General features: G+C 29.5%; 14 protein-coding genes and 1 pseudogene. 12 read left to right on the top strand and 3 right to left on the bottom strand.

Features of this window, described 5'->3' with window-relative positions; all coding sequences use genetic code 11:
* Positions 1–204 precede the first annotated feature (204 nt).
* Complete coding sequence (locus FGK85_RS13040) at positions 205–522, top strand: Dabb family protein (RefSeq protein WP_138207312.1); 318 nt, start codon at positions 205–207, stop codon at positions 520–522.
* A 24-nt stretch (positions 523–546) separates the two neighbouring features.
* Positions 547–1,701 carry a GerMN domain-containing protein gene (locus tag FGK85_RS13035; RefSeq protein WP_171011431.1) on the top strand — a complete coding sequence of 385 codons (1,155 nt, stop codon included), beginning with the start codon at positions 547–549 and terminating at the stop codon, positions 1,699–1,701.
* A 100-nt stretch (positions 1,702–1,801) separates the two neighbouring features.
* Here the strand turns inward: FGK85_RS13035 and FGK85_RS13030 are convergent, their stop codons facing one another.
* On the bottom strand, positions 1,802–3,034 hold the full coding sequence (locus FGK85_RS13030; protein ID WP_138207308.1) for an aminopeptidase: 1,233 nt from the start codon (positions 3,032–3,034) through the stop codon (positions 1,802–1,804).
* 129 nt (positions 3,035–3,163) lie between these two features.
* On the bottom strand, positions 3,164–3,616 hold the full coding sequence (locus FGK85_RS13025; protein WP_138207306.1) for a VanZ family protein: 453 nt from the start codon (positions 3,614–3,616) through the stop codon (positions 3,164–3,166).
* A 358-nt stretch (positions 3,617–3,974) separates the two neighbouring features.
* Between FGK85_RS13025 and yfcE the strand changes: the two genes are divergently transcribed.
* The 3 genes from yfcE to FGK85_RS13010 all read left to right on the top strand — a co-directional run bounded on the left by yfcE (position 3,975) and on the right by FGK85_RS13010 (position 6,412).
* Positions 3,975–4,517 (top strand): phosphodiesterase, encoded by a 543-nt coding sequence (gene yfcE / locus FGK85_RS13020; RefSeq protein WP_138207304.1) that lies wholly within the window; start codon positions 3,975–3,977, stop codon positions 4,515–4,517.
* A gap of 59 nt (positions 4,518–4,576) precedes the next feature.
* The gene (locus FGK85_RS13015; RefSeq protein ID WP_138207302.1) at positions 4,577–5,446 is read left to right on the top strand and encodes a phosphatase PAP2 family protein; all 870 of its coding nucleotides are present in this window, start codon (positions 4,577–4,579) and stop codon (positions 5,444–5,446) included.
* Between the two features lie 78 nt (positions 5,447–5,524).
* Positions 5,525–6,412 carry a TrmH family RNA methyltransferase gene (locus FGK85_RS13010; protein WP_138207300.1) on the top strand — a complete coding sequence of 296 codons (888 nt, stop codon included), beginning with the start codon at positions 5,525–5,527 and terminating at the stop codon, positions 6,410–6,412.
* A 234-nt stretch (positions 6,413–6,646) separates the two neighbouring features.
* Here the strand turns inward: FGK85_RS13010 and FGK85_RS13005 are convergent, their stop codons facing one another.
* The gene (locus FGK85_RS13005) at positions 6,647–7,162 is read right to left on the bottom strand and encodes a DUF6512 family protein (protein WP_138207298.1); all 516 of its coding nucleotides are present in this window, start codon (positions 7,160–7,162) and stop codon (positions 6,647–6,649) included.
* Between the two features lie 229 nt (positions 7,163–7,391).
* Between FGK85_RS13005 and FGK85_RS13000 the strand changes: the two are divergent.
* The 7 genes and pseudogenes from FGK85_RS13000 to FGK85_RS12970 all read left to right on the top strand — a co-directional run bounded on the left by FGK85_RS13000 (position 7,392) and on the right by FGK85_RS12970 (position 12,261).
* Positions 7,392–8,134 (top strand): annotated as a pseudogene (locus FGK85_RS13000) (patatin-like phospholipase family protein).
* A gap of 308 nt (positions 8,135–8,442) precedes the next feature.
* Entirely contained in the window at positions 8,443–8,865 is a 423-nt protein-coding gene (locus FGK85_RS12995; protein ID WP_138207296.1) for an NUDIX hydrolase, read from the top strand.
* 256 nt (positions 8,866–9,121) lie between these two features.
* Positions 9,122–9,340 (top strand): (2Fe-2S)-binding protein, encoded by a 219-nt coding sequence (locus FGK85_RS12990; RefSeq protein ID WP_138207294.1) that lies wholly within the window; start codon positions 9,122–9,124, stop codon positions 9,338–9,340.
* Positions 9,341–9,566: 226 nt separating this feature from the next.
* A complete protein-coding gene (locus FGK85_RS12985; RefSeq protein ID WP_138207292.1) occupies positions 9,567–9,893 on the top strand; it encodes a hypothetical protein in 327 nt (108 codons plus the stop codon).
* Between the two features lie 50 nt (positions 9,894–9,943).
* Positions 9,944–10,249, top strand: coding sequence for a hypothetical protein (locus FGK85_RS12980; RefSeq protein WP_138207290.1), 306 nt, complete (start codon positions 9,944–9,946; stop codon positions 10,247–10,249).
* Positions 10,250–10,666: 417 nt separating this feature from the next.
* The gene (locus FGK85_RS12975) at positions 10,667–11,743 is read left to right on the top strand and encodes an FAD:protein FMN transferase (RefSeq protein WP_243122887.1); all 1,077 of its coding nucleotides are present in this window, start codon (positions 10,667–10,669) and stop codon (positions 11,741–11,743) included.
* A gap of 134 nt (positions 11,744–11,877) precedes the next feature.
* Positions 11,878–12,261, top strand: a complete 384-nt coding sequence (locus tag FGK85_RS12970) for a NusG domain II-containing protein (RefSeq protein ID WP_138207288.1) — start codon at positions 11,878–11,880, stop codon at positions 12,259–12,261.
* Positions 12,262–12,458 lie beyond the last annotated feature (197 nt).

Here is a 12,458-nt window from a genome sequence, read left to right as displayed (position 1 = left end):
AATTAATATAAGGTTAAAAACTTAATATATATAATAAAAATGAAACAGTTTTAAACTTATGTGGGGTATAAAATTTAAACTTGTTGATTATAATATCCCTAAAATTTAAATCCAAAATATAATAGTGAATATGTTTGAATTTATATAGGATTTAATTGTGGATATTAACAAAATTTTATTAAGTAATGTGGGTGGAGGTATATTATGATAAGACATGTAGTTATGTGGAGATTAAAAGATGAGGCTTGCGGAAATAATAGAGAGAGCAATGCACTAAAGATTAAGGAGCAATTAGAAAGTTTACAAGGAAAAATAAATGAATTGAAAAGTGCAAAAGTTAATATAAACCATAAATTAGCTCCAGAAGGAAATTTTCATGTGATTTTAGAAGCGGAAGTAGAAGATTTTAATGCACTAAAGGTTTATGCAAATCATCCATTGCATTTAAAAGTAGTAGAGTTTATAAAAGAGGTTTCAGAAAATAGAGTGGCTTTAGATTATGAGTATGGTAAAAAGTCATAATCATTAGTATGGAGAGGTGTTATGATGACTAGGTTTAAGAATGTAATTATAACTATGTTAGTGGCTATTCAATTAATAACTTTTATAGGATGTAAATCTAATAACACTAAGAGCGAAAGTAAAAAAGATAATAAGGGAGCTTCTATTAATTCTAAGAAAGATAATAGGATGGATAATTTAGAAAAGAAGGAGTACTCGCTTAGTGATTATTTGCCATTCAAGCCAAATGTAAGGATGACTTATAAGGGTACTGGTATCGAGTATGCAGGCAAAGAGGTATTTATTGACTTTATAAGTGAAAATAAAATGCAGGTAAGAGAAAATAATGGTGGCACTGAGGTTGCCAAGATAATAGAAGTTAAAGATGGAGAAATAAGAGTCATAATGGCAAAAGAGGAATTTTATTTTAAAGATAACCTAATACAATTATTAAGAGATGGTAAAATAGATGCAGGTAATTTAAAAAACGATGTAATATTAAAGGAACCGATAAAATTAGGGACTAAGTGGAATGATTATCAAGGTAAAGAGAGAAAGATAACTTCACTAAATGCTTCTATAGAAATACCTTATGGTAAATTTAATGCCTTAGAAGTAACTACTACAGGGGAAGGTTACGTTATTAAGGATTACTTTGTTCCAACTATAGGACATGTTAAAAAAATTTATGAAGCAAAGGACATGAGAGTAATTACAGAACTTATTGATGTTCAACAGGATGTTCCATTTGCTCAAAATATAAAACTATACTATCCAAAGTATTATCCAGACTCTAATAGTGAAGGTTTAGTGTATAAAAACCAAAATATAGAATTAAAAACTAATGGAGAGATAAAAGATATATTTGAAAAATACTTTAAAGAAGCTCAAAAAGATAAAGATATAATGAAGATAATGAGCGATAATACAAAAATAAACTATGTATATTTAAATGATGAGGAAAAAAAGGTTTGTATAGATTTTTCAAAGGAATTTGTAACTGAAATGAATGCAGGAACAACTAAAGAATCGCTAGTACTACAATCAGTGACAAATACATTGGGAAACTATTACGGTGTAGAAAAAGTTTATATATCAATAGATGGAAATCCATACGAATCTGGGCATATACTACTAAATAAAAATGAAAGTTTTAAAGTAGATGAAAGTAAAGCTAAAGAAATGGAAATAGAAAAGTAATTATAAAAACGGGGCTGTTGCACTAAGGATTTACATACAATATGTTGTAGTATGTATTCTTAATGCCACAGTCCTATTTTATAAGTTAATGAACTATATTTTAAAAAGCCCAGTTACCGTTTTTAAATACGTCTATTTTTTCACCATTTGAAGTTTCTCCAATGATGTCTAGCTCTTTTGAACCTATCATAAAGTCTACGTGAGTTAATGAAGTGTTAGCACCAGCTTTTTCTAAAGCTTCTTCATTCATTTCACTGCCGCCCTCTAAGCAGCTAGGATATGCAGCACCTAAAGCTAGGTGACAAGAAGCATTTTCATCAAATAGAGTATTGAAGAATACTATGTTTGAGTTTGAAATAGGGGAGTCGTAAGGAACTAAAGCCACTTCTCCTAAATAATGAGATCCCTCATCTGTTTCTATTAATTTTTTAAGGGTATCATAGCCTTCTTCAGCAGAGAAATCTACTATTTTACCATCCTTAAAAGTTAGAGTAAAGTTGTCTATTAAGTTACCTGAGTAATTAAGAGGTTTTGTGCTTTTAACCACACCATTTACTCCAGTTTTTAAAGGAAGAGTGAAAACTTCTTCTGTAGGCATATTGGCAACAAAATAAGTTTTGTCTCTATTGTATTCTCCGCCACCAGCCCATATATGGTTTTCAGGTAGTTCAATAGTTAAATCGGTGTCTTTTGATTTGTAGTATAGTTTTTTGAATTTCTTATTATTTAAAAATTCTACTTTCTCATTTATATTTTTTAAATGATCATTCCATGCTTCTACAGGGTCATCCTTATCCACTCTAACTATATTGAATATATTTTCCCATAGTTTTTCTACAGCTGTATCTTCAGAAACTTCAGGGAATACCTTTTTTGCCCAGCCCTTAGTAGGAACTGAAATTACACACCAAGCTACAAAGCTGTTCATCATGTACTCTCTATAGGCTTTAAGTGCATTAGATGCAGTTTTCATATATTCTGATATTCTAGCAGGATTTACATCTTTAAATAATTCAGGATCAGAAGCTGCTATAGAAAGAAATGCAGCGCCGCCCTTTGCTAATTCTTCAAGTCCCTTTGCATCCCATTCAGGATATTCCTTAAAGGCTTCATCTGGTGCTTTTAAGTATTTTATGTGGGATAATTTTTCGTCATTCCATCTAACGTTTACATTTTTAGCACCCTTATCATATGCACATTCTGCAATGAGTCTAACAAATTCAGCACATTCTATTGGAGCGTTTACTACTAAAGTTTGATCCTTTTGTATATTAACGCCAATTTCAACTGCTAATTTTGCATATTTTTTTAGTGTTTCTGTAAAATTGTCCATTGTATCACTCCTTTTATATAAAGTATAAATTAAATTCAGATGGACAAAAGATTCCATCTGAATTGTGTTTATCAATATTATATTCACTAAAAAATATATAAATCCTTTTTATTTTATAAAAAATTAGCTTTATTTATTCTTATAAAATTTAAAAAATATAAGTCCACCCAATATACCGCCTAAAGTATCTATAAAGACATCTCTAAATTGACCACTTCTTCCTGGTACAAAAAGTTGATGAAATTCATCGCTACAGGCATATAAAAATACAAAGAAAATTGCTATTTTAAGGCATTTTTTCTTGTTAAAATTGTATCTTAAAGCATTGAATACAAGTATGCATAGTATGAAGTATTCTGTAAAATGCCCAGCCTTTCTTACAATAAAATTAGTAGCCTGTCCTAGGTAACTATTTAAATCTAACCCTATATAATTAAAAATTTCTATGATAAGTCCACTTTTCCCATCCGATACATCAGCTGGGTCAGCAGAAAACATAAATATTACTATCATCCATAAAATTACTGCAGTATAACTTATTATTTTTTTGTATTTAATATTTTCCTTTTGATAATTTTTCATATGGTTCTCCTAACACAATTAGATTTTAATAAACAGAACTCTTAGCTTCAGATGGAGTTTTAACTCCAACAGAAGGTTAGAGATCGTTATCCAGGGACGTAGCTGCCGTTAACTGGCACTTTGTTAAAAGTGGGAGTGTTACGGCAGGTAGTCATCGGATAAAACTACTTATTAGTATATACTACAAAGGAAAAAATTTCACCATCAATATTGGAGTATTAATTGTTTTAAAAATTAGTTTTTGTAAATGTCCACGGTATTATGATATAATTTCTCTATAATATGAGGCTTATGGGGGCAACCTCAGGTTAACTTCATAGCTTGAAAAACTTATGAAAGAATTGACGGAGGGAAAAATATGAAATTATTTTTTATATCAGATATACATGGCTCTAGTTATTATTTAAAAAAGGCTTTGGACATATTTGAAAAGGAGCAGTGTAATTATCTCGTTATATTGGGAGATCAATTATACCATGGAGCTAGAAACCCACTGCCAAAGGATTACAACCCAAAAGAAGTAACAGAAATGCTAAATAGTCATAAGGATAAGATAATAGCAGTAAGGGGAAATTGTGAAAGTGAAGTGGATCAAATGGTTATAAAATATCCTACTATGAGCGATTATAGCATAGTACTGTATGAAGGTAGAAGATTATTTTTAACTCATGGACATATATACAACAGAGACAATTTACCTAATTTATCCTCTGGAGATGCTATTATACATGGACATACTCATGTGCCAGTGGCAGAAAAGCAGGATAGTATATTTATAATAAATCTAGGTTCTATTACATTCCCTAAGGAAAATACTCCTCATTGTTATGGAATTCTTGAGAAAAATACATTTACCATAAAGACATTGGAAGGCGAAGTTTACAAGGAAATAGAGTTATAATAATTTCCCGGGAAGTAAAAACAATTAGAGACTAGGGATTAAAATAAGGGGGGGAGAGTTTGGAGATTATAAAGTTTTTACAGTCTTTTTCTAATCCAGTTTTGGATAAGATTTTTTCAGGTATAACCATGGCTGGAGAGGAATTTATACCCATAATAATATTAATTATTATGTTTTGGTGCAAAGATAAAAAATACGGATACAAATTAGGTTTTGCATTGACCTTTAGTGTAGTATTTAATGGAGCAATAAAAGATATAGTGAAATCCCCAAGACCTATAGGAAGAGAAGGCATAAAGTCTTTAAGAACTAAAACAGCCACAGGCTATTCTTTCCCAAGTGGACATACTCAAAATATTACGGTTTTATTTTCATCTTTAATGATAGAATTTAAAAAGAAATGGCTTAATGTTTTAGGTGTAGTACTAATAGTATTAGTAGCTATATCTAGGATGTATTTAGGTGTTCACTGGCCTAAGGATGTAGTAGGGGGTATAGTTTTTGGCATAATAAGTGTCTTAATTGGAAATTATATATTTGAAATAGAGGATATGAAAAAAAGAAATATTATTTTTATTTTTCTAATGATATTATCCTTAGTGGGAACTATATTTTTTAAAAGCCCTGACTACTATAAAGCTACTGGAGTATTTTTAGGATTTTTTATAGGATATTTTGTGGAAAGCAGCTATATTAAATTTAGCGTAAAAGCTACTACTTTTAAAAATGTAGCTAAGCTATTATTAGGCTTGGTGGGAGTTGTACTAATAAGGGTCTTTATGAAAAAAGTCCTTCCCTTAGGAAATTATGGTGACATACTAAGATATCTTGCCATAGGTTTTTGGTGCACGGCAGCAGCTCCATATTTATTTTTAAAACTTAACTTAGCAGAAAAAGAAGTTGATAATGAGATTAATGTAAATAATTAAGAAATAGGACAAAAGTTATAAGAGATATTGCATTAAGAAATTAAAATAGATTTTATAGAATAGGAAAGAGGATTGAAGATGGCGGAATTTCAGGATTTATCTAATTATACCCTTGAAGAAAAGGAAGAATTAATATTAAATAAATATAAAAAACAATTGGGATTTGCAGGTAAGAAGCATGGAGTTATAAAAAAAATAAGCAGTATTAATAACAATAGCAAACCTAACCCAGAAAGACTTTGTGTGGTTGAGGGGATATGGGGAGTTTCTATGCTTTTACAGCATAACATACGTATAAAATATCTTTTAGTATGTCCAGAAGACATATACACCATAGAAGCCCAGAGATTGATGGATCAGTGTATAAATATAGCTGAGAACTCTTTTATGGTGTCTAAAAAAGTTTTTGAAACCATAAGTGAAATGGGTAACGCCCAAGGACTTTTATGTGTGGGATATATGAATAATTATACCTTCCAGGACATACCTTTAAATAAAAATAATGTGGTAGTAATTTTAGATGGATTAGAGATTCCAGGAAATGTAGGAACCATACTTAGAAGTTCTGATGCCACAAAAATAGATGCTGTAATTATAAATAATAGAAAAACCAGATTAAATCATCCAAAATTAATAAGAAGCAGTATGGGAGCTTGTTTTAGTGTGCCAATTATAGATAGCGATTTTGAAGAAACAAATAACTGGCTTCGTGAAAATGGATTTAAACCTATTTTGACAGATACAGATGCTAAAAATCAATATTTTGAATTAGATTACAGCGGAAGAATTGCCATTGTAGTAGGTAGTGAAAGATATGGTATATCTGAAGGCTGGTATAAGGAAGATTATAGCGGTATTGCAATTCCAATGCTAGGGGATTGTGACTCCTTAAATGTTGGTATTGCCACAACTATAGTATTATATGAAGCTGCACTAAAAAATAAGGGACTATTAGTTAGAAAATAACATATAGTCACAAAAAAACTGAACGTGATGTGGTTCCTAATAGTGAAGCATTAGGTTAGAAAATAATATAGAGTTACAAAAAACATAAGTATCACCAATTACTATGACTATACTACAAAATAACTAACCGTTACTTTCAAATAAAGGATTATTAGTTAGATTTATTTTCTAACTAATAATCCTTTATTTAATTATGTTTTAATAATTCTTGCCAGTGATTTTTTTAATTTTTTATTAGCTCTTAAATAATTCACATTTAGGAGGAGTAAAGGTAAATATAGCAAATAAAATTACAAGTATAAGAATAAATACTATAGATAACTTTTCTAGTAGCGGAAAGGATTTTTCTAAGTTCATTAATTTATAGCTTACTATTGCACAGACAATACATCCTATAATATAAGTGGATATATCTATAAATAAAATCGGATGGTTTGTAAATGCTGTATAAGTATAAAATATTATTATTATCATAAGTTCAAGACATAAAATCCCCACAGCTTTTCCAAGCCAATAATTATTCACGTAATTTTTTACTATGGGATATTCTATTAAAGAAAATATAAGTAAAGAAAATAAACCTAATTTTAGATGTTCCCATACACTTTCATTTACTGGGCTAAATAATCCAACTATAGGACTTTGTCCTGACCACTCATAGGTAAAATGAAGTAAGGAACCAACTACTATCATGAAAATAGCCCCTATGATACTAAGCCATAGTAGTATATTTTTTACATCTTTAATCATTTCTTAAAACCTCCTTTGAGAAAAGTGTATTAAATATATCATACTAAAATACCATAAAATTATAATATAGCTGTAAAATTAATAAAGAATATATTTTACTTCATATCCTTTGGTATATGCACTAAAATATATAGGTTAAAAGATTTTTGATTGATAATTGTCAACAAGTAACCATTATGAATTTCCATGAATATAATGAGTTTATAATAATATACTGGGGATGTTTTGCATGTTAATTGCTGATGCAGTGTTTGAGGGGGGAGGAATAAAAGCCATTGGCTTTGTGGGTGCTTTATGCTGCTTAGAAAGAAAAGGATATAAATGGAATAGAGTGGCTGGAACTTCAGCTGGAGCAATGATTGCATCTATGGTAGCAGTAGGATACAAAGGGCAAGAAATGAAAAGCATAATTCAAAATATTAACTATAAGGATTTTCAAGATAATAAAGCATCTAAAATTAAAATTGTAAATATGTTTAAATTTTTTAAGGATAAAGGAGCATATAGTGGAGAGCCTATTGAAAAATATGTATACAATTTATTGAAATCTAAAGGGAAAACAAAGTTTAAGGATATATGGACAGACTCAGGTTCAAAGCTAAAAATTGTAGCGGCAGATATTACTAATAATGATATGCTGATACTTCCAGATGATTTGGTTAAATACAACATAAATCCAAAGGAATTTGAAATAGCAAGGGCTGTGAGAATGAGCATTGGAATTCCTTTTTTCTTTAAACCTGTAAAGCTTAAATATGAGACCAAAGTGATAAGGATTTGGTAAGAACTATATCTATTCCTACTTTAGGAGTAAAAACTACAGAATTTAATTTAAGCAAGGAAAAAAATCAGCAGTTATTTGATTCTGGATATGTTGCAGCAGAAAAATTTATAGGTAGATGGGATTTTAATAGATATGTAAGAGTTTATAGAAAATGCCCGAAAACCTCCGTTGTTTATCTCAGAGGATGAAAGGGCAGTATTACCTGTTCAATAAGTTCATAGCCATAATTATCACGTATAATATGAATAAATGATTAATTTAAAATTTCATGATTAGTGGAATATAGGGACGGTTATAAAATTGATAAAATTAATGAACCGTCCCTGGCTTGTTTACTTTATAGATGCTGTACACTTATGTTATATATATAAAATTATTCACAATGGTGAATATAAATTGCAGTATTTGTGGATTGCATGGTAATATATACATATATAGCTTTAATAATCTTTAGCAAAATAAAAATGACCTATAAGTATATTTCTGGAGGTGCATTATGGTAAAAATAAATTTTCACCAGTTGGGAAAAGTAGATAATGATAAACTTCTATATGCTGTAATAGCTGCAAGATATAATGGGCAGTGGATATTTGTTAAACATAAAGAAAGGGATACTTGGGAAATTCCAGGTGGACATAGAGAAATTGATGAAAATATAAATGATGCTGCTGCTAGGGAATTGTTTGAGGAAACTGGAGCAAAGGAGTTCATAGTAAGACCTATTTGCATTTACTCAGTGGAAAAGGGAGATATAGAATCCTATGGACAGCTATTTTATGCAGAAGTTGAAACATTAGATAATTTGCCAGATTACGAAATAGGAGAAATAGAATTTTTTAATGATATGCCTAAAAACTTAACATATCCATTAATTCAACCACATTTATTTAAAAAAGTTTCAACTATATTAAAACACTAATTTACATAAGTAAAACTCAAAGTTAATAACACAATATTTATCAACTGAATTTTTTATACGAAGTCCGTACCATTGTGGTGGGGGAGATTCACATATAAAGTGTTTGTGATTTTAAAGTGCTAAAATTGGGTCAATGGTCAACAGCGAATTTTGATATTATAGGGGAAATAAATCACCACACAAAAACAGGGGTATGTTAATGGTTAACATCGAATCTTGATATTAAAATAATCAATACAAGAAAGGATAAGAGAAAATGAGTGGAAATAACATAAGCCCAGAAATCATGGATAAACTTACAAAGGTTTGCTTATGTAAGGCTATATCTAGAGCTACCATTAAAAAAGCGGTAGAAAACGGAGCAAGCACTGTGGAAGAAGTCAAGAAAGCAACAGGAGCTACTACAGGGGGATGTGGGGGAAAGAGATGTACACCTAAAATTCAACAAATTATAGATGAATACAAGAATAAATAGAAAATAAAAGAGGGCTATTGCACTAAATTCTTTAATGCAATAGCCCTCTTGTTTATAAAATAAAAAACGAAAATCAGAGTAAATATAAAAGGATGATGTAATTATCAATTAATAAATATGAATTAAAATGAATTTGCATAAAATAATAACCATAAATCAACATATATATAAATTAAGAAAATATTATAAAAAAATAATTTAGCAGTTTATTATATGGAGGATTTATATGAGTAATAAAATAATTAGGGGCGGTTTTCAAAGGGATTTAGTGGAGGAATATGGGGAAAAGATGCTGAAGATTAATATTTTATCTAATAAAGGAGATAAAATAAATATAGTACTTCCTATAAAAGTAGCTAAAATTATATTTAAATGTAAAGATGAAAATACTAAATTAAATAATTCAAGTTATCTAGACATAGGAAAATCAAAAGATATAGATTCAAAAACCGTAAATAAAATTATTATAGCAGCAATAAAAAAAGGTACTGTAGGCAAGATAATTGATTTAAAAAGTCACCAAGAAGATATTATTGAGATAAAGATAGAATAGGCGTACCCACTAGTGCATAGATAGAGTAATTTCATGGAGGATGGTATAAAATGAAGGTTTATGTAAAAAATAGCCAGGGTAAGGAAAATACAATAAATATACCTTTATGGATTTTGGGTATTATAAGTGGTGATTATATTGCTAAGTTTATAAACACCAATGTTGAAAAAAATAAAGATACAGATAATGAGTACTCAGAAAATAATCTAGAAGGAGCCATGGAAAAATTAGAATTTATTCAGTACATGGATAAAAAGCAATTAAAGAAATGTATAAGTATTTTAAGTGAATATGAGGGACTAAAAGTTATTGAAGCTGAAAGTAGTGAAGGAACTTATGTTAAGGTAGTTATTTGAATAAGTCACTTGAATTTATAGTTTTAGAAAATGGTCAAAAGCTCGTTGCTTGTTTCGCGGGTACTTTATGAGTTCAACATAAAATAATGCCTATCACTTTTAAATTAGAGGTAGCATTATTTTTTTGTAGAAAAAGATGAAATGCAACGTGGGGTGTCTCGGTGTACTGCAAAATTAACTTAAAAATTACATTTAAAATCTACGAAAAACCTATTAAATATGCTAATATAAAAATATGTTTAAATAAATACAGTTATCAGAAGCTAAGAGCTCTGTTTATATTAAGCTCTATAAATAATTCCATTTTCAAAGGTATAAAATAAAAATGTAAGAGAAAGCATAAAGCAGGTTTACTTTGTAAATAAGTAGAAAATATAAGGCGGATTTACTTTGCATATAGAATAGGAGAATTTCATTATGAAAAAGGTAAGCTCATTGAAAAAAAACATAAAGAAAATTAAAGGTTCGCTAATAATGGGCATTATATTAGCTATGAGTATCACTATGTTTGGATGTGATATAAATAAAAAAATAGGTAAAACAGAAAAAGAAAGCAATAAACAAACCTATGCCATGGGAACTGTAGTAAGCTTGAAAGTATACGGTGAAAAGGCAGAGGAAAACATAGAGGAAGCCATAAAGTTACTGGGAAATATAGAGGAGAAGATGTCCGTAAACAAGGAAAATAGCGAGGTAAATAGATTAAATTCATCTGCAGGCAATAAATCAGAAAAAGTAAGCAAAGAAACTTATTATGTTATAAAAAAAGCCATAGAGTACAGTAAGCTTTCAGAGGGAGCCTTTGATATTACAGTGGAACCTTTAGTTAAACTGTGGGGTATAGGAACAGATAAAGCAAGAATACCTTCAAAAGAAGAAATTGAAAAAGCTAAAGAACTTATAAACTATAAAAATATAGAAATTAATGAAGATGGACAAATTTATTTAAAAAAGTCAGGCATGAAAATAGATTTAGGTGCTATAGCTAAAGGCTATGGTGCAGATGAAATAAAATCTATGCTTATAAAAAATGGAGTGAAAAGTGCCTTTATAAATATAGGAGGAAATGTTAATCTACTGGGAAGCAAGACTGATGGCAGTCCATGGAAAATAGGAGTTCAAAACCCCCTAAAGGACAAAGGAGAATACTTAGGCATTCTAACTACAGAGGATAAATCCATAGTTACCTCAGGAAATTATGAGAGATATTTTGAGAAGGATGGAAAAAGATATCACCATATTTTTGATGTTAAAACAGGATATCCTGCAGATAAGGGACTTATAAGTACTACCATAGTTTCAGACAAGTCTATTGATGGAGATGCCCTATCCACAACCACTTATGTATTAGGCTTAGAAAAGGCTATAAAACTTGTAGAAAGTCAAAAGGGTGTGGATGCAATATTTGTCACCAAAGATAAAAAGATTTATGTTACTTCAGGAGTAAAGGATAAATTTAAACTTACGGATAAAGAATTTCAATATGTAAATTAAAAACAATGGCTTATTTCTAATAGATAGCTATTGTCAGTATTTCTCTACCTTATGGTGTTGGAATACATTAGGTTTACGATAACTTGTATATTTTACGCAAAATTATATAAAATTAAATAAGTTAAGGAGAAGGTATGAAAAAAGGAGATAAAATTGTATTAGTTACTATAGCCATACTAATTATATGTAGTATAGCTGGAATTTTTGGTTATAGATATTTTTATAAAAATAGTAAAGCAGTAGCTATAATAAAACAAAATGGCAAAGTGATTAGAACTATAGATCTTACCAAAGTTGTTAAGGAAGAAGAAATAAAAATACCTAGTGAAGATGGACATTATAATATAGTAAAAGTAGAAAAGGGAAGAATTAGGTTTGTGGATTCAGATTGCCCAGATAAAATATGTGTAAAAGCAGCTTGGCTTAAAAAGCCTGGTGATAGTGCTGCCTGCCTTCCACATAAAATCATAATAACAATACAGGGACAAAATCCTGAGATTGATGATGTAGCGTATTAATTAGGAAATAAGTAAGAAGTAATAAGTAAGAGTTAAGGATAAAACTCAAGGAGTTTTTTAGAATTAATTAGGCTATTTAATATTTCTTGTGTAGAAAAACTTTACAAATAAAAAATGCATTTGCTATTATTGTAATGCAAACAACAATAATATCCCCAATAAAGGAGAAAGCAAATGCAAGATAATTATATCAAAGT

The sequence above is a fragment of the Haloimpatiens lingqiaonensis genome (assembly GCF_901447495.1).
GTDB lineage: Bacteria > Bacillota > Clostridia > Clostridiales > Clostridiaceae > Haloimpatiens > Haloimpatiens lingqiaonensis.
This window is presented reverse-complemented; position numbering and strand designations above follow the sequence as displayed.

What these genes read in the sequence shown, in the direction of transcription:
- FGK85_RS13040 (WP_138207312.1), top strand. Translation starts at nt 205, where the DNA reads ATGATAAGACATGTAGTTATGTGGAGATTAAAAGATGAGGCTTGCGGA.
- FGK85_RS13035 (WP_171011431.1), top strand. Translation starts at nt 547, where the DNA reads ATGACTAGGTTTAAGAATGTAATTATAACTATGTTAGTGGCTATTCAA.
- FGK85_RS13030 (WP_138207308.1), bottom strand. Translation starts at nt 3,034, where the DNA reads ATGGACAATTTTACAGAAACACTAAAAAAATATGCAAAATTAGCAGTT.
- FGK85_RS13025 (WP_138207306.1), bottom strand. Translation starts at nt 3,616, where the DNA reads ATGAAAAATTATCAAAAGGAAAATATTAAATACAAAAAAATAATAAGT.
- yfcE (WP_138207304.1), top strand. Translation starts at nt 3,975, where the DNA reads ATGAAATTATTTTTTATATCAGATATACATGGCTCTAGTTATTATTTA.
- FGK85_RS13010 (WP_138207300.1), top strand. Translation starts at nt 5,525, where the DNA reads ATGGCGGAATTTCAGGATTTATCTAATTATACCCTTGAAGAAAAGGAA.
- FGK85_RS13005 (WP_138207298.1), bottom strand. Translation starts at nt 7,162, where the DNA reads ATGATTAAAGATGTAAAAAATATACTACTATGGCTTAGTATCATAGGG.
- FGK85_RS12995 (WP_138207296.1), top strand. Translation starts at nt 8,443, where the DNA reads ATGGTAAAAATAAATTTTCACCAGTTGGGAAAAGTAGATAATGATAAA.
- FGK85_RS12990 (WP_138207294.1), top strand. Translation starts at nt 9,122, where the DNA reads ATGAGTGGAAATAACATAAGCCCAGAAATCATGGATAAACTTACAAAG.
- FGK85_RS12985 (WP_138207292.1), top strand. Translation starts at nt 9,567, where the DNA reads ATGAGTAATAAAATAATTAGGGGCGGTTTTCAAAGGGATTTAGTGGAG.
- FGK85_RS12980 (WP_138207290.1), top strand. Translation starts at nt 9,944, where the DNA reads ATGAAGGTTTATGTAAAAAATAGCCAGGGTAAGGAAAATACAATAAAT.
- FGK85_RS12975 (WP_243122887.1), top strand. Translation starts at nt 10,667, where the DNA reads ATGAAAAAGGTAAGCTCATTGAAAAAAAACATAAAGAAAATTAAAGGT.
- FGK85_RS12970 (WP_138207288.1), top strand. Translation starts at nt 11,878, where the DNA reads ATGAAAAAAGGAGATAAAATTGTATTAGTTACTATAGCCATACTAATT.